Source organism: Escherichia sp. B1147, from assembly GCF_001660175.1.
Classification (GTDB): domain Bacteria; phylum Pseudomonadota; class Gammaproteobacteria; order Enterobacterales; family Enterobacteriaceae; genus Escherichia; species Escherichia whittamii.
The window spans coordinates 266678-290643 of record NZ_LFHY01000013.1; the positions used below are offsets into that span (position 1 = coordinate 266678).

Here is a 23966-nt window from a genome sequence, read left to right on the forward strand (position 1 = left end):
GGCATTTACCTAAGTTATAACTTACCCAGCTTGGTGCGTAACCGTTTAATGGCCTGACTGTGTAACTGACTGACCCGCGATTCACCAACTTCCAGCACCGCGCCAATCTCTTTGAGATTAAGCTCTTCCTGGTAATAGAGCGTTAATACTAACTGTTCACGCTCCGGCAACATTTCGATGGCTTCCATCACCCGTTGACGCAGATTACTTTCCAGTAATTTTTGTAACGGGTTTTCCCGCTGATGATCGTCACTTACCAGTTCAATACTATCGCCGTGCTCTTCGCGCCACTCATCGTAGGAAAAGAGTTGGCTGTTATTAGTATCAAGCAACATTTGTCGGTAATCGGCGATTTCGATCCCTAAACGTTCTGCCACCTCAGTTTCTGTGGCGTTACGGCCAAGTTCCTGCTCCAGTTGCCCCATTGCCTGCGCCACTTCACGCGCATTGCGTCGCACGCTACGTGGCACCCAGTCACGGCTGCGAAGTTCATCCAGCATAGCACCACGGATTCGCTGCACTGCGTAAGTTGTAAATGCCGTTCCTTGCAGGGCGTCATAACGTTCAACGGCATTAAGTAATCCAATGCCGCCTGCCTGTAGCAGATCATCAAGTTCTACACTCGCGGGCAGTCGGACCTGCAGGCGCAATGCTTCGTGACGCACCAGCGGGATATAACGCTGCCACAGCGAGTATTTATCCATTACACCTTCAGCGGTATAGAGTGATTTCACGATAAACAACCCTGCGTTATATAAGTAATCGGCATAATTATCCGTTTCTGCAGGTTTTTTAATCGGACGATTAATGGGTGAAATAAGTGGTTATTTGGGGTGATCGGTAAATAACGAGCAGAATAACCCCGCGGGAGCGGGGTTAAGGGAGCTGACAACGTACGCTTTATCTTGCCGGATACGGCGTAAACGCCTTCTCCGGCCTGGACGAATATGCAAATTTAATTAATTGCGATTCACCTTGTAGGCCTGATAAGCGTAGCGCATCAGGCAATTTGGCGTTGGCTGTCATTATCGGTTAGTCCAGTTTTGGCGATTAACCCTGCAGCAGAGACAGAACTTGCTGCGGCACCTGGTTAGCTTTAGACAACACGGAGTTACCCGCCTGCTGGATGATCTGCGCTTTCGACATGTTGGACACTTCGGTCGCATAGTCGGCGTCCTGAATACGGGACTGCGCTTCAGACAAGTTGGTGGTAGTGTTGTTCAGGTTAGTGACCGCAGAATCCAGACGGTTTTGTACGGCACCGAGGGAGGAGCGGAATTTGTCGACAGAAGCAATCGCTTTGTCCAGCAGCGCCAGTGGGTCAGAGGTAGAAGCGCCGACAAACTCATCGGTCTTCGCGCCCCCGGAGAGCGCAACGGTCGTCGCGTTGTTTGCCCCTGCGGTTTTCGTTGAATCATCCGTTAACGCACCAGCTGCCGTCACTGCAAAATTCTTGCCCTGGAAGGTGACGTACGCGGCTGGATTACCCATATCATCGGTGGCGACTTTAATTAACTGGTCAGCCTGTTTAGCCGCCGTGGTCAGCCCATTATCAGTATCCGTGTAGCTTACATCCGTTTTGTTCAGCGATACTTCGCCGTTCGAGTGGTCAATGGATGCCGCATAACTGTCACTACCATACTGAACAACGAACTGTGCAGTCGGCACGCCGTCCTTATCCAGTACGTTATGGAAGGAAAGATCGGCTGCATTAACTGTTGTCCCTAGAGAGGCTGACAGCGTGGATGCTGCCGTCTTCAGGTCAACATTCACCACTACGTCGCCTTTAGCCGCAGTCAGTTCAGTAATTGAAGAACCGACATTCAGCGCATTTTTGGAAACGGAGAAACCATTCAATCCCAGCGTTGAAGAATCAATTTTCTGCAAATCGATAGAGATGGTCTGCCCGTCATTGGCACCAACCTGAATCTTCATCGAACCGTCTTTCGCCAGCACGTTCACGCCGTTGAACTGGGTCTGACCGGAAACACGGTCAATTTCATCCAGACGGGATTTGATTTCGTCCTGAATAGAAGACAGGTCAGAATCAGAGTTAGTCCCGGTCGTCGCCTGAACGGTCAACTCACGCACACGCTGCAAGTTGTTGTTGATTTCAGACAGTGCGCCTTCTGCGGTCTGCGCCAGAGAAATACCGTCATTGGCGTTACGCGCGGCCTGAGTCAGCCCTTTAATGTTAGAGGTGAAACGGTTAGCAATCGCCTGGCCAGCGGCGTCATCTTTCGCGCTGTTAATACGCAGACCAGAAGACAGGCGTTCGATAGACGTCGACAGCGCTGACTGGTTTTTGTTGATGTTGTTCTGAGTGATCAGCGAGAGGCTGTTGGTGTTAATGACTTGTGCCATAATTTTTATTCCTGTTTTTTAGCTCTACGGTTTAAGTATTGGGCTTCCACCCTTCGGCTTCGTCGCCGTCAACCCTGTTATCGTCTGGTCACTCACAACCTTTAGAATTTTTTTCTAGCCGTCGAAATACTCCCCTTCCTCGTTGCTGTTCTTGTCATTAAGCAAAAAAATAAATCGTAAACTTTGCCCCGCTTTCGCCGATAACCCCGGTATTCGTTCTACATGTCGCATGATTAAGGAATATATATGGCTAGTATTTCAACGCTCGGGGTTGGGTCGGGGCTGGATCTCAGCAGCATCCTCGACAGTCTTGAGGCGGCGGAAAAATCTACCCTGACGCCGATATCAAAACAACAAAGCTCGTACACCGCGAAACTGAGCGCCTACGGGACGCTGAAAAGCGCGCTGGAGAGTTTTCAGACCGCCAACACAGCACTGAATAAAGCCGACTTATTTACCGCTACCTCAACCACCAGCAGTTCCTCGGCTTTTAGCGCCACCACCACGGGCAGCGCGATTGCCGGAAAATACACCATTAGTGTCAGCCAACTGGCACAGGCTCAAACGCTTACTACCCAAAACAGCCAAAAAGACAACAAAGCCGCCATCGCCACCAGCGATAGCGTACTGACCATCCAGCAAGGCGGCGGAAAAGATCCCGTCACGATTGACATCAGCGCGGCTAACTCGTCACTCTCTGGCATCCGCGATGCAATTAACAACGCCAAAGCCGGTGTCAGCGCCAGTATCATCAATGTGGGTAACGGCGAGTATCGTTTGTCTATCACCGCCAATGATACCGGTAGCGATAACGCCATGAAACTAAGCGTCAGCGGCGACAGCGCCCTGCAAAGTTTTATGGGTTACAACGGAACGTCGGGTGACAGCAGCAATGGCATGATTGAAAGCGTCACCGCGCAGAACGCCAAACTTACGGTTAATAACGTTGAGATTGAAAACAGCAGCAACACTATCAGTGACGCGCTGGAAGATATCACTCTCAACCTGAATGACGTCACCACCGGTAATCAGACCCTCACCATCAGCAAAGACACATCCAAAGCTGAAAATGCGGTTAAAGCGTGGGTGGATGCCTATAACACGTTACAGGATACGTTCAGCAGCTTAACCAAATACACCGCAGTCGATGCCGGAGCAGAAAGTCAGGACTCCAGCAACGGCGCATTACTCGGTGACTCCACGCTGCGTACCATCCAGACTCAGCTCAAAACCTTGCTCGCCAATACCCACAGCAGTTCGGCCTATAAAACATTGGCACAGATCGGTATTACCACCGACGCCAGTACCGGAAAACTGGAAATAGCGACCGACAAACTGCAAACGGCCTTGAAGAAAGATGCCGCTGGCGTGGGTGAAATGTTTATTGGTGACGGTAAAAGCACTGGCGTAACCACCAGCATTAGCAGCAACCTGACCAGTTGGCTCTCCTCCACCGGGATAATTCAGGCTGCAAAAGATGGCGTAAGCAAAACACTGAACAATTTGACCGATCAGTACAACGCAGCCAGTGAACGTATCGATACATTAATGGCGCGCTACAAAGCCCAATTCACCCAACTGGATGTGTTAATGAACTCGCTTAACTCCACCAGTAGCTATCTGACACAGCAATTCGACACCTCAAATAGCAGCTCGAAATAATTTTCAGGAGAGACTATGTACAGCGCAAAAGGCACGCAGGCCTATGCACAAATTGGCGTTGAGAGCGCCGTGATGAGCGCCAGTCAACAGCAACTGGTTACCATGCTATTTGACGGCGTGTTGAGTGCGCTGGTAAGAGCACGCCTGTTTATGCAGGACAACAATCTGGAAGGCAAAGGCATTTCTTTATCGAAAGCCATCAACATTATTGAAAATGGGCTGAAGGTGAGCCTCGAAGAAGAAAGCCAGGATGAATTAACTCAGAATTTAATTGCGCTCTATAGCTATATGGTCAGGCGTTTGCTGCAAGCGAATTTGCGTAACGATGTCTCCGCAGTCGAAGAAGTGGAAACATTGATGCGCAATATTGCCGATGCCTGGAAAGAGACTTTACTCTCCCCTTCTTTGATTCAGGACCCTGTCTGATGAACCATGCACCGCACTTGTATTTTGCCTGGCAACAACTTGTCGAAAAAAGCCAGCTCATGTTACGCCTGGCGACAGAAGGACAATGGGATGAACTCATCGCCAGCGAAATGGATTATGTGAATGCGGTGCAACAAATCGCACACCTGACGGAAGAGATGGCACCCTCTGCCAGGATGCAGGAACAACTCAAACCGATGCTGCGCCTCATCCTGGACAACGAAAGCAACGTTAAGCAGTTATTGCAGGTCAGGATGGATGAGCTTGCGAAGCTGGTTGGTCAGTCATCGATGCAAAAATCCGTATTAAGTGCTTACGGTGACCAGGGCGGCTACGTACTGGCGCCGCAGGAGAATATCATCAATTTTTCTACCCATCTGAATTTTGGCAAAGCATAAAGGTTGGATTACTCGCGAATAGCCTGATTACGGCTACGCTTCTAATGTTCCCCTTGAGTGGAGTCGAAGAATGCGTAATCCCACGCTATTGCAATGCTTTCACTGGTATTACCCTGAAGGCGGCAAGCTCTGGCCCGAGCTTGCCGAGCGCGCCGACGGTTTAAATGATATTGGTATCAATATGGTCTGGCTACCGCCTGCCTATAAAGGCGCATCGGGCGGGTATTCTGTCGGCTACGACTCCTATGATTTATTTGATTTAGGCGAGTTTGATCAAAAAGGCACTGTCGCTACGAAATATGGTGATAAAGCGCAATTGCTGGCGGCCATCGACGCGCTTAAACGCAATGACATTGCGGTACTGCTGGACGTGGTCGTCAACCACAAAATGGGCGCAGATGAAAAAGAAGCCATTCGCGTCCAGCGCGTCAATGCTGACGATCGTACGCAAATTGATGATGAAATCATTGAGTGCGAAGGCTGGACGCGTTACACCTTTCCCGCTCGTGCCGGGCAATACTCGCAGTTTATCTGGGATTTCAAATGCTTTAGCGGTATCGACCATATCGAAAACCCGCATGAAGATGGCATCTTTAAAATCGTCAACGATTACACTGGCGAAGGCTGGAATGATCAGGTTGATGATGAATTAGGCAATTTCGATTATCTGATGGGCGAAAATATCGATTTTCGTAACCATGCCGTCACCGAAGAACTCAAATACTGGGCGCGCTGGGTGATGGAGCAAACGCAGTGCGATGGCTTTCGTCTCGATGCGGTAAAACATATTCCGGCGTGGTTTTACAAAGAGTGGATCGAGCATGTACAAGAAGTTGCGCCGAAACCACTATTTATTGTGGCGGAATACTGGTCGCGCGAGGTCGAGAAACTGCAAACGTATATTGATCAGGTGGAAGGTAAAACCATGCTGTTTGATGCACCGCTGCAGATGAAATTCCACGAAGCGTCTCGTATGGGGCGTGATTATGATATGACTGAGATTTTTAGCGGCACATTGGTTGAAGTCGATCCTTTCCACGCCGTGACGCTGGTCGCCAACCACGACACCCAACCGTTACAAGCCCTTGAAGCCCCGGTGGAGCCGTGGTTTAAGCCGCTGGCATATGCCCTTATTTTGCTACGGGAAAATGGCGTGCCTTCGGTGTTTTACCCTGATCTGTACGGGGCTCATTACGAAGATGTCGGCGGTGACGGACAAACCTATCCGATAGATATGCCAATAATCGAACAGCTTGATGAGTTAATCCTCGCCCGCCAGCGTTTTGCCCACGGTGTACAGACGTTATTTTTCGATCATCCGAACTGCATTGCCTTTAGTCGCAGTGGCACCGATGAATATCCTGGCTGCGTTGTGGTTATGTCGAACGGCGACGATGGCGAAAAGACCATTAATCTGGGGGAGAACTACGGCAATAAAACCTGGCGCGATTTCCTCGGTAATCGACAGGAGAGCGTAGTGACCGATGAAAATGGCGAAGCGACTTTCTTTTGCGACGGCGGCAGCGTCAGCGTTTGGGTTATCGAAGAGGTGATCTAAAACCGATTGCTGACAATACACTCATCGTTATTGCGGGTTCGTTACAGTTCCAGGCCCGATAAGCGTGCGCATCGGGCACTTTTTTTGACATACAAATCCCCCAACTCCAGGGGGATTTCATTACGGCAACGGCGTAGGTAGCGGCGCTTTTTCCAGCGCAGCGGCACACTCTGCCGTGGGGCGAGCCACGCGTTCCATCGTCATGCCATCATACTCAATGGTGTTACCGTCACGTTCAATCTCGTACAACTCACGTTTCACAGTAACGTTAGTGAGAGAGTCAGACATCAGCGTCAGCTTACCCGGCAACGCAATCACGCGCTGCCATTGGCGGCAATCCAGGGTATCACCCTCTTTAGTGACAATCAGGCTACCAATCGCTTCCGGACTGACCAGCGCACGTTGTGGCCCTTTGGTCTGCCAGTACCCTGCCAGCCAGTCTGGCGCAGGGGTTTTTACAACATTATTATAGTTTTCGACTTCGGCACAGCCCGCCAGCAACATGAGTGCGCCTGCAATTGCGAGTTTTTTCATCATTCGTCCTGCATGAGAAGAAAAGTGGATTGTGGCATTAAAGCCCTGACGCTGCCAGCCTTTCCAGGCCCAAAGAGAAATTTGATCTAACTATTATTTTTGTGAATTATTGCCACGCAAATAAATTCTCCTGATGTATGATTCGCGACTCTTGTTTAAACCTTCTGAGTTCAGAGGCTACATACATGTCATGGCAGCAATTCAAACAAGCCTGGTTGATTAAATTCTGGGCGCCAATCCCTGCGGTCATCGCGGCGGGTATTCTCTCCACTTACTATTTTGGCATTACCGGCACCTTTTGGGCAGTTACGGGTGAATTTACCCGCTGGGGCGGTCAGCTCCTACAACTGTTTGGCGTCCATGCTGAAGAGTGGGGGTATTTTAAAATTATCCATCTGGAAGGATCGCCATTAACCCGCATTGACGGGATGATGATTCTCGGTATGTTCGGCGGCTGTTTTGCCGCAGCATTATGGGCCAACAACGTCAAACTGCGCATGCCGCGTAGCCGTATCCGCATTATGCAGGCCATTATTGGCGGGATTATTGCTGGTTTTGGTGCGCGTCTGGCGATGGGCTGTAACCTGGCGGCGTTCTTTACTGGCATTCCGCAGTTCTCGCTGCACGCCTGGTTTTTTGCCATCGCCACCGCCATCGGCTCATGGTTTGGTGCGCGCTTTACCCTGCTGCCTGTCTTTCGTATCCCCGTAAAAATGCAGAAAGTCTCTGCCGCCTCACCGCTGACGCAAAAACCGGATCAGGCGCGGCGCCGTTTTCGTCTCGGGATGCTGGTCTTTTTCGGCATGCTGGGCTGGGCGCTGCTGACGGCGATGAACCAACCGAAACTGGGGCTGGCAATGTTATTTGGCGTCGGCTTTGGCTTACTTATTGAACGCGCGCAAATCTGCTTCACTTCCGCGTTCCGCGACATGTGGATCACCGGACGTACTCACATGGCGAAAGCGATCATTATCGGTATGGCGGTAAGCGCCATCGGGATTTTCAGTTACGTACAGTTGGGCGTAGAACCTAAAATCATGTGGGCGGGTCCGAACGCAGTAATTGGCGGATTATTGTTTGGTTTTGGTATTGTGCTGGCGGGCGGCTGCGAAACGGGCTGGATGTACCGCGCGGTGGAAGGCCAGGTACACTACTGGTGGGTCGGCCTGGGCAATGTTATCGGCTCCACGATTCTGGCGTATTACTGGGATGATTTCGCCCCGGCACTGGCAACCGACTGGGACAAAATCAACCTGCTGAAAACCTTTGGTCCAATGGGCGGGCTGCTGGTGACATATTTGCTGCTGTTCGCTGCATTAATGTTGATTATCGGCTGGGAGAAACGCTTCTTCCGCCGTGCCGCGCTACAGACAGTTAAGGAGATCGCATGAAAAATATCGTTCCTGATTACCGCCTTGATATGGTGGGTGAACCCTGCCCTTACCCGGCGGTCGCTACCCTTGAGGCGATGCCGCAGTTAAAAAAAGGCGAGATCCTCGAAGTGGTCAGCGATTGTCCACAGTCGATTAACAATATTCCACTGGATGCGCGTAATCACGGCTACACGGTACTGGACATTCAACAAGACGGGCCGACCATTCGTTATTTAATTCAGAAGTAATCTTTTCTCCCGCTGTTTCAGGCAGCGGGAGTCACTTGCTACGAATACTCCGTTGTCTATTTTCTGTACCACAGTTGGATTATCATTGATTCACACAGACACAGCATTAAGTGATCGGACCAGATTGAAGGAATAACACCGATCATGCAAACTACTATCCCTCACAACTGACGAGAGATTATTTCCCTGATGGATCAGGTTGCTATTTTTCAAAAGATGTTTGAGCAAGTGAGAACGGAGCTAAATTTTTCCTGGTTTTATACTGAGTTAAAACGTCATCATATTGCGCATTATATTTACTATCTTGCCACAGATAACATCAGGATCGTCACACACGATGACAATGTTTTGTTAATAAGAGGAAGCAGAAGTCTATTAAAAGTCAGTACCACCAAGGATCCTGAGCAAGTAAAAAAAGCAGCCCGAACTCACATTTCAAGGCAGTCTACATTTCGGGAATACTGTATAACGCTTGCAAATGCTGGCGTTTTTCGGTGGGTTACTGACGTTTGTGATAATAAGCGGCGTTACTATTCTATCGATAACACACTCTTATATATTGAAGATGTTGAAAACAATAAGCCCTTAATTTAGATGTATTAGCTCATCCCAGATCTGACAGTTATCTGTTATTTATACAGGTATCTGTCAGATTATCTCTGGCTTGATTTACTCTTCCCTGACGCCACTCCCGTTCCATGAGCCTCCTGCGGGAGGTTCATGGAAAATACCTGCCAAAAATTGTTATATTATAACAACAAACAGTTTTACCATGACTGAGGAAAACACACATGAAAATCAATGGTATAGGTAAAGCCATTTTTCTTTTTGCACTGCTAACCTCAACGGCATCTGCTGCTGGCAAGGACGTTAATGTTGAGTTCAGGAAGGATCATAGTAGTGCACAGTACTCAGGAGAGATAAAGGGATACGATTACGACACATATAATTTCTATGCCAAAAAAGACCAGAAAGTACACGTCAGCATCTCCAGTGAGGATGCTGATATTGTCCTCTTCGGGCCTGGAATCAGCAATTCGGTTGATCTCTCCAGATACTCTCCCGAACTTGATGACAATGGTCAGTACATCCTTCCCGCTTCCGGTAAATATGAGCTAAGAGTACTTCAAACTCGTAATGACGCTCGTAAAAACAAGGCTAAAAAATACAGCGTCAACATACAGATTAAGTAAACAGAGAGCGACGGGGCTATCCCCGTCATTACTTTCCAGTATCTGAGGATGATTGTCAGTGCTGCTTTAATCGTGAATGCCGTGAGGATATGTCGGTAAGAATTACCTAAAAATACGATTAATTTTATAGTTTAAACCTTTTTTAGTTGTTAGTAAGATACATCTGCTTCCAAAAAACTTGGAAATTCAACAAATCATGGAAATTTTTGACCTTGTCCCGCGGCTCCAATCCGACAGCCGCGTTTCTTTTTACTATCTAGCCCATCGCTAACTTACGAACTTTGCCTTCACGCTTTCAAACGCTGTTTTGGCGCATGATTGGCGAGTTTAGTCAGCGTCCTGGTTTGTGCAATGCCGATGCCAACCGTGAGATGTTAAGGCTCCGGTGACATGATGGCTGGTTGATTATGGATAATCAATTTAAGATGAAATTCAATAATACCTCATAGTATCTAATTAATTAAATAACTGCCGAGAAAACAGATAATCCAGTGATGATTTGTATTAAATCAAAGCAGAAAAGTCTGACAATGGGGATAATGAACAGCACCGCTTGACATAAGCAATTCTCAAAAACGAATCATACCAGCCTGGTTCCACTACTCAGAGATATCACATAATCATTTTCATGCCACTATATAACACCCAAATAATAACAACCATTCATTCATTGCATTAACATCCTCATATTCCTTTGCACAGGAATAAAACCATTTATTTAATTAATAACAAGGATTTAACGATGAGCAAAATTACAGGTGTTTTAGTTGATGACCATATCTACGATATTAAAAATGACATGGAGAGTGGTTACTGCTTTCCTAACAGCTTGTTCCCTGGCGCTACCTTCAAGATGGTCATTGATAATGACCCTGCAAATAATGACAAGGTGAAATGGAGCTGTAGCACTAATGCAGATGATGATATTCTGGCTATTAGTCAAGATGGCACAGTAACCTTTCCTGACGTAGATGAAACGTGCATTGGGAAAATTTTTGTTATTTTCGCCACTGATATAATAACGAATAAACCTGCTGGCATTTATATTTTTATCGTGAAACGTTTTTTTAAATACAGCGCTGAGATTTATAATTCAGTTAAAGACATTTCACCGTGGATTGAAAGCATGGGCGGACAATTTCCGGCACCGCTTGATGTCGATAGTGGCGCTTATTGTATTGATGAAACCCATATTATCAATCGAGAAGTTAACGCAGGGCTTTACCAGGAATGGGGCAACGTAGGTCATGGTGGATGGAAAGTAAATACAACGATCCACGATGATTGTTGTATTTACACTTTTGATAAAGAAAATAATCTTTATTATTGGCTGGAAAATTTTGGATTCGTACAGATTATGACTCACTTACTTAACGCTCAGGCAGTTGCATTCTACGGTGAATCCCTCGGTCGTTAGAGCTTTTTTGCCCACTGTCATTTGCATTATTGCAGAGTAAACATTCACTGAAATTGTCAAATTTCACGTAAGCAAAACCACCCGTTTAGCGGTGGTTTTCATTTTTATTCGCTATGTGTATGAAGTTTAGAAATAAATGGTTGTTGGCTGTTTATACGGGAGTTCGTCACGGAATGAGCATAGTCAACAGGCTACAAAACCTACACCTGCATGGACATCATTTCCTGGTACGCCGCCACCAGCTTATTACGCACCTGAATCCCCATTTGCATTGAAACTGAAGCTTTTTGCATATCGGTCATCACATCGTTTAGCGCCACGCCGGGTTCGCCGAGGGTGAATTTTTCTGCCTGGGTGCGGGCGGCGGTTTGCGTATCACTTATACGATCGAGCGCGGCATGAAGTTGTCCGGCAAAACTGATGCCAGGTTGTGGTAGTGATTCCTGTGCACGGGCACTCATCACCGTAGCCTGTAACTGGCTGATAACCCCTTCAATCCCCTGTATGGCTGACATATTCATCTCCTGGATCATTTCTGGTAGCAGAGATTAACAGCAAGTCAATAAGATAAAGGCGTTAAATAACGATAAAAAACCGGGTTAATTGGCGCATAGAAAAAAACAAAACCACAAATAATGAGGCCGTTAATTTTTCGAGTGTGCTGACCCGGGAGTGCGTCTTGTTCCACTTTGCCAATAACGCCGTCTTTCATCTGCCGCGAGGTGCGCGATGAATACGACTGCAGCCCAGACAAAATCTCTTGAGTGGCTTAATCGCCTACGCGCGAATCCGAGAATCCCTTTGATTGTTGCTGGTTCCGCTGCGGTGGCAGTGCTCGTCGCGTTAATTCTATGGGCAAAAGCCCCCGATTACCGCACGTTGTTCAGCAACCTTTCCGATCAGGATGGCGGCGCGATCGTCAGCCAACTGACGCAGATGAATATCCCTTACCGCTTTAGTGAAGCCAGTGGCGCGATTGAAGTTCCGGCGGATAAGGTTCACGAATTGCGTTTGCGTCTGGCGCAGCAAGGCTTGCCTAAAGGCGGAGCGGTCGGCTTTGAGCTGCTCGATCAGGAAAAGTTTGGTATCAGCCAGTTCAGCGAACAGGTGAATTATCAGCGAGCGCTGGAAGGCGAACTTTCTCGTACTATCGAAACCATCGGCCCGGTAAAAGGGGCGCGCGTGCATCTGGCGATGCCGAAACCGTCTTTATTTGTCCGTGAACAAAAATCCCCTTCCGCGTCGGTGACAGTGAATTTATTGCCAGGACGTGCGCTGGATGAAGGGCAAATTAGCGCCATTGTGCATCTGGTTTCCAGTGCGGTTGCCGGTCTACCGCCAGGAAACGTCACTCTGGTGGATCAGGGGGGACATCTGTTAACCCAGTCCAACACCAGCGGGCGTGATCTCAATGATGTTCAGTTGAAATATACCAGCGATGTTGAAGGCCGGATTCAGCGTCGTATTGAAGCAATTCTGTCGCCTATTGTCGGCAACGGTAATATTCATGCGCAAGTCACGGCGCAGCTGGATTTCGCCAGTAAAGAGCAAACAGAAGAGCAGTATCGTCCTAATGGCAATGAATCACAGGCGGCGCTTCGTTCCCGTCAACTGAATGAAAGCGAGCAGAACGGTTCCGGTTATCCGGGCGGCGTGCCGGGCGCATTGTCTAATCAGCCCGCGCCAGCAAACAACGCGCCGATTAGTACGCCTCCGGCAAATCAAAACAACCGCCAACAACAGACGAGCACCACCAGCAATAGTGGGCCGCGCAGCACACAGCGTAATGAAACCAGCAACTACGAAGTCGATCGCACCATTCGTCATACCAAAATGAACGTCGGCGACGTGCAACGTCTGTCTGTCGCGGTAGTGGTGAATTACAAAACGCTGCCGGATGGCAAACCGTTGCCACTGAGCGCCGAACAGATGAAACAAATTGAAGATCTGACCCGCGAGGCAATGGGTTTTTCGGAAAAACGCGGTGATTCGCTCAATGTCGTCAACTCGTCGTTTACTAGTGGTGATGAAAGCGGTGGAGAACTGCCGTTCTGGCAACAACAAGCGTTTATCGATCAGTTACTGGCTGCCGGGCGCTGGTTGCTGGTGATACTGGTGGCGTGGCTGCTGTGGCGTAAAGCGGTGCGTCCGCAATTAACCCGCCGCGCCGAGGCGGTGAAAGCCGTTCAGCAACAGACACAAACTCGTCAGGAGACGGAAGATGCAGTGGAAGTACGCCTGAGTAAAGACGAACAACTGCAACAACGTCGCGCTAACCAACGTCTGGGGGCTGAGGTAATGAGCCAGCGCATCCGCGACATGTCTGATAACGATCCGCGCGTAGTGGCGCTGGTCATTCGCCAGTGGATAAATAACGATCATGAGTAACCTGACAGGCACCGATAAAAGCGTCATTCTGTTGATGACCATTGGCGAAGACCGGGCGGCAGAGGTATTCAAGCACCTGTCCCAACGAGAAGTGCAAACCTTGAGCGCGGCAATGGCGAACGTCTCGCAGATCTCCAACAAGCAGTTAACTGAAGTACTGGCAGAGTTTGAACAAGAAGCCGAACAGTTTGCTGCGCTGAATATCAACGCCAATGATTATCTGCGTTCAGTGCTGGTCAAAGCGCTGGGCGAAGAGCGTGCCGCCAGCCTGCTGGAAGATATTCTCGAAACCCGCGATACCGCCAGCGGTATTGAAACGCTCAACTTTATGGAGCCGCAGAGCGCCGCCGATCTGATTCGCGATGAGCATCCGCAGATTATCGCCACCATTCTGGTGCATCTGAAGCGCGCCCAGGCCGCCGATATTCTGGCGTTGTTCGATGAACGTCTGCGCCACGACGTGATGTTGCGTATCGCTACCTTTGGCGGCGTACAGCCTGCCGCGCTGGCTGAACTGACAGAAGTGCTGAATGGACTGCTTGATGGCCAGAATCTCAAACGCAGCAAAATGGGCGGCGTGAGAACGGCGGCCGAAATTATCAACCTGATGAAAACTCAGCAGGAAGAAGCGGTTATTACCGCCGTGCGTGAATTTGACGGCGAGCTGGCGCAGAAAATTATCGACGAGATGTTCCTGTTCGAAAATCTGGTGGATGTCGACGATCGCAGCATCCAGCGGCTGTTGCAGGAAGTGGATTCCGAATCGCTGCTGATCGCGCTGAAAGGTGCCGAACAACCACTGCGCGAGAAATTCCTGCGCAATATGTCGCAACGTGCCGCAGATATTCTGCGCGACGATCTCGCCAACCGTGGTCCGGTACGTCTGTCGCAGGTGGAGAACGAGCAGAAAGCGATTCTGCTGATTGTGCGCCGTCTTGCCGAAACCGGCGAGATGGTGATTGGCAGCGGCGAGGATACCTATGTCTGATAATCTGCCGTGGAAAACCTGGACACCAGACGATCTTGCGCCACCACAGGCGGAGTTTGTGCCGCTAATGGAGCCAGAAGAAGCCGTCACTGAAGAGGCCGAACCCAGCCTTGAGCAACAACTGGCGCAATTGCGAATGCAGGCCCACGAGCAAGGTTATCAGGCGGGCATTGCCGAAGGTCGCCAGCAAGGCCATGAACAAGGCTATCAGGAAGGTCTGGCCCAGGGACTGGAACAAGGACTGGCACAGGCAAAATCTCAGCAAGCGCCGATTTATGCCCGGATGCAGCAACTGGTCAGCGAGTTTCAGACCACCCTTGACGCGCTGGATAGCGTGATTGCTTCACGCCTGATGCAGATGGCGCTGGAGGCGGCGCGCCAGGTGATCGGCCAGACGCCAACGGTAGACAACTCGGCGCTGATTAAGCAGATCCGACAGTTGTTGCAGCAAGAACCGTTATTCAGCGGCAAACCGCAGCTACGCGTGCATCCCGATGATCTACAACGTGTTGATGAGATGCTTGGCGCAACGTTAAGTTTGCATGGCTGGCGCTTGCGCGGCGACCCGACCCTGCATCCCGGCGGCTGTAAAGTCTCCGCCGATGAAGGTGATCTCGACGCCAGCGTCGCCACCCGCTGGCAAGAACTCTGCCGTCTGGCAGCACCAGGAGTGGTGTGATGACCACTCGCCTGACACGTTGGCTAACCTCGCTGGATAATTTTGAAGCCAAAATGGCGCAACTGCCCGCGGTGCGCCGCTACGGGCGATTAACCCGCGCCACCGGGCTGGTGCTGGAAGCCACCGGATTGCAACTGCCGCTCGGCGCAACCTGTGTCATTGAACGCCATAACGGCACTGAAACGCACGAAGTAGAAAGCGAAGTGGTTGGCTTTAACGGTCAACGGCTGTTTTTGATGCCGCTGGAGGAAGTGGAAGGCGTACTGCCCGGCGCGCGCGTTTACGCCAAAAATATCTCCGGCGACGGGCTACAAAGCGGTAAGCAGTTACCGCTCGGTCCGGCGCTGTTAGGCCGTGTTCTGGACGGCAGTGGTAAACCGCTCGATGGTCTGCCCTCCCCCGACACGACTGAAACTGGCGCCCTGATTACCCCGCCGTTTAACCCGTTGCAACGTACACCGATCGAGCATGTGCTGGATACGGGCGTGCGTCCGATTAATGCCCTGCTTACCGTTGGGCGCGGGCAGCGTATGGGGCTATTTGCCGGTTCCGGCGTCGGTAAAAGTGTGTTGCTGGGGATGATGGCACGCTACACCCGTGCCGATGTGATTGTCGTTGGTTTGATTGGTGAACGTGGGCGAGAAGTAAAAGATTTTATTGAAAATATTCTCGGCGCCGAAGGGCGTGCGCGCTCAGTAGTGATAGCCGCTCCGGCTGATGTTTCTCCGCTCCTGCGAATGCAAGGTGCCGCCTATGCCACGCGCATTGCCGAGGATTTTCGCGATCGTGGCCAGCATGTGTTGCTGATTATGGACTCCCTCACCCGCTACGCGATGGCCCAGCGTGAGATTGCACTAGCCATTGGCGAACCGCCTGCCACCAAAGGCTATCCGCCGTCGGTATTCGCCAAATTACCAGCACTGGTCGAGCGTGCCGGTAACGGCATTAGCGGCGGCGGTTCGATTACCGCGTTTTATACCGTGCTCACCGAAGGCGATGACCAGCAAGATCCGATTGCTGATTCCGCGCGTGCAATCCTCGACGGTCACATCGTGCTGTCTCGCCGCCTGGCGGAAGCCGGGCATTATCCGGCGATTGATATTGAAGCCTCAATCAGCCGTGCAATGACGGCGTTAATCAGCGAGCAACATTACGCACGGGTACGTACGTTCAAACAGCTGTTGTCGAGTTTTCAGCGTAACCGCGATCTGGTCAGCGTCGGCGCTTATGCCAAAGGCAGCGATCCGATGCTCGATAAAGCCATCGCCCTGTGGCCACAGCTGGAAGGCTATTTGCAACAAGGTATTTTCGAACGCGCAGACTGGGAAGATTCTCTTCAGGGGCTGGAGCGCATTTTCCCGACGGTGTGATTACGCAGGAGATAGCAACAGATGGCAGAACATGGCGCCCTGGCGACCCTGAAAGATCTGGCAGAAAAAGAGGTGGAAAATGCGGCCCGCCTGCTGGGTGAAATGCGTCGCGGATGTCAGCAGGCGGAAGAACAACTCAAAATGCTGATCGATTATCAAAACGAATATCGCAGCAACCTGAACAGCGATATGAGTACAGGCATGACCAGTAATCGCTGGATCAACTATCAACAGTTCATTCAGACGCTGGAAAAAGCCATTACCCAGCACCGTCAGCAGCTTAATCAGTGGACGCAAAAAGTTGACATTGCCCTGAACAGCTGGCGAGAAAAGAAACAACGTTTGCAAGCCTGGCAGACCCTCCAGGAACGGCAATCCACGGCGGCCCTGTTAGCAGAAAACCGCCTCGATCAGAAAAAGATGGACGAGTTCGCCCAGCGCGCCGCCATGAGGAAAACTGAATGATTCGTTTAGCGCCATTAATTACCGCTGACGTTGACACATCCACACTGTCCGGAAGTAGCTCCACCGACACGGCACAGGATTTTCTTGCGTTGTTGAGTGGGGCATTAGCAGGAGATACAGCACCAGGCAAAGCTTCGCCATTGCTTCAGGTTGCAGTGGATACCCCACACGCGCAAGGTAAAGAACGCGTCAACGAAATTCTGCCCGGGGTACAGCCGTCTGATTTACTCATCGCTACTGACGAAACGCTGACTGAAATAACCGCAGTACTACCCGATACAACGCCGCTGGCGACGGCTCTGATTAATACGCAGGCCGCCATGCCAGAAAAGGAGACGGTCGCCGACGAAAAAACGGATGACCTTAATGAAGATGCTGTCGCCAGCCTGAGCGCCCTTTTTGCTATGTTGCCCGGTTTTGACAATACCCCCAAAGTGACTGATGCGCCTGCAACAGCATTACCGACGCAGAAGCAAACACTCTCAACAAAACTGACTACCGCGCAACTCGCGACAGCACAACCTGACGACGCCCCTGGCGCGCCAGATCAGTCATTAACACCGCTGGTCGCTGAAGCCCAGGGTAAAGCGGAAGTCATCAGCACGCCGTCACCTGTTACGACCGTCGTCAGCCCGCTAATCACTGCGCATCAGACGCAGCCATTGCCCAGCGTCGCCGCGCCTGTTTTGAGCGCCCCGCTGGGTTCTCACGAATGGCAACAGTCATTAAGCCAACATATTTCACTGTTTACTCGTCAGGGGCAGCAAAGTGCCGAGCTGCGTTTGCATCCACAGGATTTAGGCGAAGTACAAATATCTCTCAAAGTGGATGACAACCAGGCGCAAATTCAGATGGTTTCACCGCATCAGCACGTGCGCGCCGCTCTGGAAGCGGCTTTGCCGGTACTGCGCACACAACTGGCAGAAAGCGGAATTCAGTTGGGACAGAGCAATATCAGCGGCGAAAGTTTTAGCGGTCAGCAGCAGCCTGCTTCCCAGCAACAACAAAGCCCACGCACATCTGGCCATGAACATCTGACAACCGAGGATGACGATGCATTGCCGGTTCCCGCAACTCTCCAGAGAGTTTCATCTGGCCATAGCGGCGTCGATATTTTCGCCTAACGTCAGATGTAGCACCTTAATCCGCGTCTTTTCCCCGCTTTGCCGTACTTAAGACGCAGGATAATTAGCCGATAAGCAGTAGCGACACAGGAAGACCGCAACACATGACTGATTACGCGATAAGCAAGAAAAGCAGGCGATCGCTTTGGCTCCCGATTCTGGTATTCATCACTCTCGCGGCCTGCGCCAGTGCGGGTTACAGCTACTGGCATTCGCAACAAGTGGCCGCTGGTGACAAAGCGCAACAACATGTCATGCCTTCACCTGTCTTTTATGCGCTGGACACTTTCACGGTGAATCTGGGTGATGCGGACCGTGTGCTTTATATCGGTATTACTCTGCGACTCAAAGATGAAGCCACCCGTTCGCGCCTGAGTGAGTATTTGCCGGAAGTCCGTAGTCGCTTGCTGTTACTGTTTTCGCGTCAGGATGCCGCCGTGCTGGCAACGGAAGAAGGCAAGCAAAAACTGATTGCTGCGATTAAAGCCACACTTTCTCTCCCGCTTGTTGCCGGGCAACCGAAACAGGATGTCACCGACGTGCTGTATACCGCTTTTATTCTGCGATAACCACATGGGCGATAGTATTCTTTCTCAAGCTGAAATTGATGCACTGTTGAATGGTGACAGCGAAGTCAAAGATGAACCGACTTCCGGGGGGACCGGCGAAAGTGATATTCGTCCATACGATCCCAACACGCAACGCCGGGTTGTTCGCGAACGGTTACAGGCGCTGGAAATCATCAATGAACGTTTTGCTCGCCATTTTCGCATGGGGCTGTTTAACCTGTTACGTCGTAGTCCGGACATTACCGTCGGAGCGATCCGTATTCAGCCGTATCATGAATTTGCCCGTAACCTGCCGGTGCCGACCAATCTTAACCTTATCCACCTGAAACCGCTGCGCGGCACAGGGCTGGTGGTGTTCTCGCCGAGTCTGGTATTTATCGCCGTGGATAACCTGTTTGGTGGTGACGGCCGGTTCCCTACCAAAGTAGAAGGTCGCGAGTTTACCCATACTGAACAGCGCGTCATCAACCGCATGTTGAAGCTGGCACTCGAAGGCTACAGCGACGCGTGGAAGGCGATTAATCCACTGGATGTGGAGTACGTGCGTTCTGAAATGCAGGTGAAATTTACCAATATCACCACATCTCCGAACGACATTGTGGTTAACACGCCGTTCCATGTTGAGATTGGCAACCTGACCGGCGAATTTAATATCTGCCTGCCATTCAGCATGATCGAGCCGCTACGGGAATTGTTGGTTAACCCGCCGCTGGAAAACTCGCGCAATGAAGATCAGAACTGGCGCGATAATCTCGTACGCCAGGTGCAGCACTCACAACTGGAACTGGTCGCCAACTTTGCCGATATTTCGCTGCGCCTGTCGCAGATTTTAAAGCTGAAACCTGGCGACGTCCTGCCGATAGAAAAACCCGATCGCATTATCGCCCATGTTGATGGCGTTCCGGTGCTGACCAGCCAGTACGGCACCATCAACGGCCAGTATGCGTTACGGATAGAACATTTGATTAACCCGATTTTGAATTCTCTGAACGAGGAACAGCCCAAATGAGTGACTTGAATAATCCGGCCGATGACAACAACGGCGCAATGGACGATCTGTGGGCTGAAGCGTTAGGCGAACAAAAATCGGCAAGCGGCAAGAGCGCTGCCGAAGCGGTGTTCCAACAGCTTGGCGGCGGTGACGTCAGCGGAACGTTGCAGGATATCGATCTTATTATGGATATTCCGGTCAAGTTGACCGTCGAGCTGGGCCGTACGCGGATGACCATCAAAGAGCTGTTGCGCCTGACGCAAGGATCAGTGGTGGCACTGGACGGTCTGGCAGGCGAACCGTTGGATATTCTGATCAACGGTTATTTAATTGCTCAGGGTGAAGTTGTGGTTGTCGCCGATAAATATGGCGTGCGGATCACCGATATCATTACCCCGTCCGAGCGGATGCGCCGCCTGAGCCGCTAGTGATGAATAACCACGCCACGGTACAACCTTCCGCGCCAGTTTCTGCTGCGCCGCTCCTTCAGGTGAGCGGCGCGCTAATTGCCATTATTGTTCTGATTCTCGCTGCGGCCTGGCTGGTAAAAAGGCTGGGATTTGCTCCCAAACGTAATGGTACGAACGGGCTGAAAGTTAGCGCAAGTGCCTCGTTGGGGGCGCGTGAACGGGTCGTGGTGGTCGATGTGGAAGATGCGCGACTGGTGCTCGGTGTTACTGCCGGGCAAATCAATCTGCTGCATAGACTTCCCCCTTCTGCACCAACGGAAGAGTTACCTCAGGCCGATTTTCAGTCGGTAATGAAAAATTTGCTCAAGCGTAGCGGGAGAGCCTGATGCGTCGTTTGTTGTCTGTCGCACCGGTCCTCCTCTGGCTGCTGACTCCCCTCGCCTTTGCTCAACTGCCTGGCATCACCAGCCAGCCACTGCCTGGCGGTGGACAAAGCTGGTCGCTCCCGGTGCAGACGCTGGTGTTCATCACCTCGCTGACTTTTATTCCGGCAATTTTACTGATGATGACCAGCTTCACCCGCATCATCATTGTGTTTGGTTTATTGCGTAACGCACTGGGAACGCCCTCTGCGCCGCCCAACCAGGTATTGCTGGGGCTGGCGCTGTTTTTGACCTTTTTTATTATGTCTCCGGTAATCGACAAAATTTATGTCGATGCGTACCAACCATTCAGCGAAGAGAAAATCTCAATGCAGGAGGCGCTGGAAAAAGGGGCGCAGCCACTGCGTGAGTTTATGTTACGTCAGACCCGCGAGGCGGATTTAGGGTTGTTTGCCAGACTGGCGAATACCGGGCCGTTGCAGGGACCGGAAGCTGTGCCGATGCGCATTTTGTTACCAGCCTACGTGACCAGCGAGCTGAAAACAGCCTTCCAGATAGGTTTCACGATTTTCATTCCTTTTTTGATTATCGACCTGGTGATTGCCAGCGTGTTGATGGCATTGGGGATGATGATGGTTCCCCCCGCGACCATTGCTCTTCCGTTTAAACTGATGCTGTTTGTACTGGTGGATGGCTGGCAATTGCTGGTCGGTTCGCTGGCGCAAAGCTTTTACAGCTAGAGAGGCGAAATGACACCCGAATCGGTCATGATGATGGGGACAGAAGCGATGAAAGTCGCGCTGGCACTGGCTGCCCCGCTGCTACTGGTGGCACTGGTCACCGGTCTTATCATCAGCATTTTGCAGGCTGCCACACAGATTAACGAAATGACGCTGTCGTTTATTCCGAAAATCATCGCCGTGTTTATCGCCATTATTATTGCCGGACCGTGGATGCTCAATCTGTTACTGGATTACGTTCGTACCTTGTTCACTAACCTGCCGTATATCATTGGGTAATCGATGCAATGTTGCAGGTAACAAGCGATCAATGGGTTTCCTGGTTAAGCCTGTATTTCTGGCCGTTGCTGCGCGTGCTGGCGCTCATTTCTACCGCGCCTATTTTGAGCGAACGCAGCGTGCCGAAACGGGTAAAACTGGGCCTCGCAATGATGATCACATTCGCTATTGCTCCGGCAATACCCGCCAACGATGTTGCCGTTTTTTCGTTCTATGCCCTATGGCTGGCGGTGCAGCAAATCCTGATTGGCATTGCTCTCGGTTTTACCATGCAATTTGCCTTTGCCGCTGTGCGAACCGCTGGCGAAATTATCGGTCTGCAAATGGGGCTGTCATTTGCGACGTTTGTCGATCCTGGCAGCCATCTCAATATGCCCGTCTTAGCGCGCATTATCGATATGCTGGCGCTACTGTTGTTCCTGACATTTAACGGTCATTTATGGTTGATTTCACTGCTGATCGATACCTTTAACACTCTGCCAATTGGTGGTGAACCGTTGAACAGCAATGCGTTTCTGGCACTCACCAAAGCAGGGAGTTTGATTTTCCTCAACGGACTGATGCTGGCGTTACCGCTCATTACCCTGTTGCTGACGCTGAATCTCGCATTAGGTTTACTGAATCGTATGGCTCCGCAATTATCAATTTTTGTTATTGGTTTTCCATTAACGTTGACTGTCGGCATCTCATTAATGGCGGCATTAATGCCATTAATTGCTCCTTTTTGCGAACATTTATTTAGTGAAATTTTTAATTTGCTGGCAGATATTATCAGCGAGTTGCCTGTAATATGATTCCCTAATGTTTATCTTGTTATCCTAAGGATTATCCGAAAAATAATACCAGCAAACATCTTCCAGGATACTCCCGTGGCGATATATTTATTTTAATCTCACTCACATATCGCAACATTTACTTTACTTTAAGACAATTCCAGGCAAATTATACAACACTTTACGGGATAGTAAGTCCGCCTGAAAAATCGCGAGAGTGGCGCATTAGGTGACCCATGTTGTTCCGTTTAGTCATGATGAAATATTCAGGTTAGGGGAATTATCGTTACGCATTGAGTGAGGGTATGCCATGTCAACGATTATTATGGATTTATGTAGTTACACCCGGCTGGGTTTGACCGGGTATCTGTTGAGTAGAGGGGTGAAAAGAAGAGAAATCAACGACATTGAAGCCGTTGATGACCTTGCCATCGCTTGTGATTCACAGCACCCTTCAGTGGTGTTTATTAATGAGGACTGTTTTATCCACGATGCTTCTAACAGTCAACGTATCAAGCACATCATTAATCAACATCCCAATACGTTATTTATCGTTTTTATGGCAATTGCCAATGTTCATTTTGATGAATATCTATTGGTCAGAAAAAATTTATTGATCAGTTCCAAATCGATTAAGCCGGAATCTCTTGATGATATCCTTGGCGATATTCTGAAAAAAGAGACAACGATGGCCAGCATTTTAAATATGCCAACGTTATCATTAAGCCGAACCGAATCGAGTATGTTGCGAATGTGGATGGCTGGCCAGGGAACGATTCAAATATCCGATCAAATGAATATTAAAGCCAAGACCGTTTCATCGCATAAAGGCAATATTAAACGTAAGATCAAAACGCATAATAAGCAGGTTATCTACCATGTCGTCCGACTGACGGATAATGTGACAAATGGTATTTTTGTCAACATGCGCTAGGGCATACTGACTGGTGGTATTCCACCAGTCAGGCTGACAGAAATTACTCTGCTTTCTCCACAAAGATACCATCCTGATGCCCTGCTTCATTAAAGAACCAGATGCCGAGCGGGTAGTCTTCCAGCGAAACCAGGTACATTGTGCCTTCACTAAACTCCTCAACTGCCAGTACCACGCCAGGACGACGCGGACCGCCATCCGTTTTGACTGTTACCCGATCATTCACCTTCATCGTTTTCCTCCTGTGGCTTTGTGCCAGTTTAGAACAATTTCGTTTTTCTGACAGCGCCGGGCGCGTGCGAGTGCTGATTTTCTCAACGGTCTATACTTAAGAAATGCCTGGCTGACATGACGTGTCGGCAGCAACATATAAGCAACGGTTGCGAGGATAGATGATGAAAACCGCAAAAGAGTACAGCGATACCGCAAAACGTGAGGTCAGAGTCGATGTCGATGCCCTGCTGGCGGCGATCAATGAAATTAGCGAAAGCGAAGTTCATCGCAGCCAGAACGATTCGGAACACGTCAGCGTCGATGGCCGTGAATATCATACATGGCGTGAATTAGCCGATGCCTTTGAACTTGATATTCATGACTTTAGTGTCTCTGAAGTGAATCGCTAAATGCATCATAAAAAAATCCCGGCCCTTGTGGGGGTCGGGATCAAACTTGCTTAAGCAAGAAGCACTTAAAAAATTCG

At 50.2% G+C, this 23966-nt stretch carries 29 protein-coding genes; 24 read left to right on the forward strand and 5 right to left on the reverse strand.

Features of this window, described 5'->3' with window-relative positions; all coding sequences use genetic code 11:
* Positions 1-14: 14 nt before the first annotated feature.
* Together fliA and A9180_RS14155 are read right to left on the reverse strand one after the other, a co-directional pair.
* A complete protein-coding gene (fliA, locus tag A9180_RS14150; protein WP_064529323.1) occupies positions 15-734 on the reverse strand; it encodes an RNA polymerase sigma factor FliA in 720 nt (239 codons plus the stop codon).
* Between the two features lie 316 nt (positions 735-1050).
* Positions 1051-2364: a FliC/FljB family flagellin gene (locus A9180_RS14155; RefSeq protein WP_064529324.1), complete on the reverse strand. Its 1314-nt coding sequence runs from the start codon at positions 2362-2364 to the stop codon at positions 1051-1053.
* 246 nt (positions 2365-2610) lie between these two features.
* On the opposite strand from A9180_RS14155, the gene fliD reads away from it, so the two are divergent.
* The 4 genes from fliD (at position 2611) to amyA (ending at position 6408) form a co-directional block, all read left to right on the forward strand.
* Positions 2611-4026 carry a flagellar filament capping protein FliD gene (fliD, locus tag A9180_RS14160; RefSeq protein ID WP_064529325.1) on the forward strand — a complete coding sequence of 472 codons (1416 nt, stop codon included), beginning with the start codon at positions 2611-2613 and terminating at the stop codon, positions 4024-4026.
* Positions 4027-4041: 15 nt separating this feature from the next.
* Entirely contained in the window at positions 4042-4452 is a 411-nt protein-coding gene (gene fliS / locus A9180_RS14165) for a flagellar export chaperone FliS (protein ID WP_064529326.1), read from the forward strand.
* Positions 4452-4850 carry a flagella biosynthesis regulatory protein FliT gene (gene fliT, locus A9180_RS14170; protein WP_064529327.1) on the forward strand — a complete coding sequence of 133 codons (399 nt, stop codon included), beginning with the start codon at positions 4452-4454 and terminating at the stop codon, positions 4848-4850. Before fliS ends, fliT begins: the two co-directional genes overlap by 1 nt.
* A gap of 70 nt (positions 4851-4920) precedes the next feature.
* Positions 4921-6408 carry an alpha-amylase gene (amyA, locus tag A9180_RS14175; RefSeq protein WP_064529328.1) on the forward strand — a complete coding sequence of 496 codons (1488 nt, stop codon included), beginning with the start codon at positions 4921-4923 and terminating at the stop codon, positions 6406-6408.
* Positions 6409-6528: 120 nt separating this feature from the next.
* Here the strand turns inward: amyA and yedD are convergent, their stop codons facing one another.
* The gene (yedD, locus tag A9180_RS14180; protein ID WP_064529329.1) at positions 6529-6942 is read right to left on the reverse strand and encodes a lipoprotein YedD; all 414 of its coding nucleotides are present in this window, start codon (positions 6940-6942) and stop codon (positions 6529-6531) included.
* 185 nt (positions 6943-7127) lie between these two features.
* Between yedD and yedE the strand changes: the two genes are divergently transcribed.
* The 5 genes from yedE to A9180_RS14205 all read left to right on the forward strand — a co-directional run bounded on the left by yedE (position 7128) and on the right by A9180_RS14205 (position 11173).
* Positions 7128-8333, forward strand: a complete 1206-nt coding sequence (gene yedE / locus A9180_RS14185; RefSeq protein ID WP_064529330.1) for a selenium metabolism membrane protein YedE/FdhT — start codon at positions 7128-7130, stop codon at positions 8331-8333.
* Positions 8330-8563 (forward strand): sulfurtransferase-like selenium metabolism protein YedF, encoded by a 234-nt coding sequence (gene yedF / locus A9180_RS14190; RefSeq protein WP_000790504.1) that lies wholly within the window; start codon positions 8330-8332, stop codon positions 8561-8563. The genes yedE and yedF overlap by 4 nt, the downstream gene beginning before the upstream one ends.
* A 189-nt stretch (positions 8564-8752) precedes the next feature.
* Entirely contained in the window at positions 8753-9157 is a 405-nt protein-coding gene (locus tag A9180_RS14195) for a DUF1398 domain-containing protein (RefSeq protein ID WP_064529331.1), read from the forward strand.
* 197 nt (positions 9158-9354) lie between these two features.
* Positions 9355-9756 (forward strand): g-type lysoyme inhibitor PliG, encoded by a 402-nt coding sequence (gene pliG / locus A9180_RS14200; protein ID WP_064529332.1) that lies wholly within the window; start codon positions 9355-9357, stop codon positions 9754-9756.
* Between the two features lie 742 nt (positions 9757-10498).
* Positions 10499-11173, forward strand: a complete 675-nt coding sequence (locus A9180_RS14205) for a hypothetical protein (protein WP_064529333.1) — start codon at positions 10499-10501, stop codon at positions 11171-11173.
* Positions 11174-11373: 200 nt separating this feature from the next.
* On the opposite strand, the gene fliE is transcribed toward A9180_RS14205, so the two are convergent.
* The gene (gene fliE, locus A9180_RS14210) at positions 11374-11688 is read right to left on the reverse strand and encodes a flagellar hook-basal body complex protein FliE (protein WP_064529334.1); all 315 of its coding nucleotides are present in this window, start codon (positions 11686-11688) and stop codon (positions 11374-11376) included.
* Positions 11689-11902: 214 nt separating this feature from the next.
* On the opposite strand from fliE, the gene fliF reads away from it, so the two are divergent.
* The 14 genes from fliF (at position 11903) to rcsA (ending at position 23266) form a co-directional block, all read left to right on the forward strand.
* Positions 11903-13561 carry a flagellar basal-body MS-ring/collar protein FliF gene (gene fliF / locus A9180_RS14215; protein WP_064529335.1) on the forward strand — a complete coding sequence of 553 codons (1659 nt, stop codon included), beginning with the start codon at positions 11903-11905 and terminating at the stop codon, positions 13559-13561.
* Positions 13554-14549 carry a flagellar motor switch protein FliG gene (gene fliG, locus A9180_RS14220; RefSeq protein ID WP_032184453.1) on the forward strand — a complete coding sequence of 332 codons (996 nt, stop codon included), beginning with the start codon at positions 13554-13556 and terminating at the stop codon, positions 14547-14549. The genes fliF and fliG overlap by 8 nt, the downstream gene beginning before the upstream one ends.
* Complete coding sequence (gene fliH, locus A9180_RS14225) at positions 14542-15228, forward strand: flagellar assembly protein FliH (RefSeq protein WP_064529336.1); 687 nt, start codon at positions 14542-14544, stop codon at positions 15226-15228. Before fliG ends, fliH begins: the two co-directional genes overlap by 8 nt.
* Positions 15228-16598, forward strand: coding sequence for a flagellar protein export ATPase FliI (gene fliI, locus A9180_RS14230; RefSeq protein WP_064529337.1), 1371 nt, complete (start codon positions 15228-15230; stop codon positions 16596-16598). The genes fliH and fliI overlap by 1 nt, the downstream gene beginning before the upstream one ends.
* Positions 16599-16619: 21 nt before the next feature.
* Positions 16620-17063, forward strand: a complete 444-nt coding sequence (gene fliJ / locus A9180_RS14235) for a flagellar export protein FliJ (RefSeq protein ID WP_064529338.1) — start codon at positions 16620-16622, stop codon at positions 17061-17063.
* Positions 17060-18187, forward strand: coding sequence for a flagellar hook-length control protein FliK (locus A9180_RS14240; RefSeq protein WP_064529339.1), 1128 nt, complete (start codon positions 17060-17062; stop codon positions 18185-18187). The genes fliJ and A9180_RS14240 overlap by 4 nt, the downstream gene beginning before the upstream one ends.
* Positions 18188-18291: 104 nt before the next feature.
* The gene (gene fliL / locus A9180_RS14245; RefSeq protein WP_064529340.1) at positions 18292-18756 is read left to right on the forward strand and encodes a flagellar basal body-associated protein FliL; all 465 of its coding nucleotides are present in this window, start codon (positions 18292-18294) and stop codon (positions 18754-18756) included.
* A gap of 4 nt (positions 18757-18760) precedes the next feature.
* Entirely contained in the window at positions 18761-19765 is a 1005-nt protein-coding gene (gene fliM, locus A9180_RS14250; protein ID WP_064529341.1) for a flagellar motor switch protein FliM, read from the forward strand.
* Positions 19762-20175, forward strand: coding sequence for a flagellar motor switch protein FliN (gene fliN / locus A9180_RS14255; RefSeq protein WP_064529342.1), 414 nt, complete (start codon positions 19762-19764; stop codon positions 20173-20175). Before fliM ends, fliN begins: the two co-directional genes overlap by 4 nt.
* A 2-nt stretch (positions 20176-20177) precedes the next feature.
* Positions 20178-20543, forward strand: a complete 366-nt coding sequence (gene fliO / locus A9180_RS14260) for a flagellar biosynthetic protein FliO (protein WP_064529343.1) — start codon at positions 20178-20180, stop codon at positions 20541-20543.
* Positions 20543-21280: a flagellar type III secretion system pore protein FliP gene (gene fliP / locus A9180_RS14265; RefSeq protein ID WP_064529344.1), complete on the forward strand. Its 738-nt coding sequence runs from the start codon at positions 20543-20545 to the stop codon at positions 21278-21280. The genes fliO and fliP overlap by 1 nt, the downstream gene beginning before the upstream one ends.
* Positions 21281-21289: 9 nt before the next feature.
* Positions 21290-21559 (forward strand): flagellar biosynthesis protein FliQ, encoded by a 270-nt coding sequence (gene fliQ, locus A9180_RS14270; protein WP_000187358.1) that lies wholly within the window; start codon positions 21290-21292, stop codon positions 21557-21559.
* Between the two features lie 8 nt (positions 21560-21567).
* Positions 21568-22353: a flagellar biosynthetic protein FliR gene (fliR, locus tag A9180_RS14275; RefSeq protein ID WP_064529345.1), complete on the forward strand. Its 786-nt coding sequence runs from the start codon at positions 21568-21570 to the stop codon at positions 22351-22353.
* Between the two features lie 289 nt (positions 22354-22642).
* Positions 22643-23266 (forward strand): transcriptional regulator RcsA, encoded by a 624-nt coding sequence (gene rcsA / locus A9180_RS14280; RefSeq protein WP_064529346.1) that lies wholly within the window; start codon positions 22643-22645, stop codon positions 23264-23266.
* A 43-nt stretch (positions 23267-23309) separates the two neighbouring features.
* On the opposite strand, the gene dsrB is transcribed toward rcsA, so the two are convergent.
* Positions 23310-23498, reverse strand: a complete 189-nt coding sequence (gene dsrB / locus A9180_RS14285) for a protein DsrB (RefSeq protein ID WP_000867217.1) — start codon at positions 23496-23498, stop codon at positions 23310-23312.
* A gap of 163 nt (positions 23499-23661) precedes the next feature.
* Between dsrB and yodD the strand changes: the two genes are divergently transcribed.
* Positions 23662-23889 carry a peroxide/acid resistance protein YodD gene (gene yodD / locus A9180_RS14290; RefSeq protein WP_001743856.1) on the forward strand — a complete coding sequence of 76 codons (228 nt, stop codon included), beginning with the start codon at positions 23662-23664 and terminating at the stop codon, positions 23887-23889.
* The last annotated feature ends 77 nt before the right edge of the window (positions 23890-23966 follow it).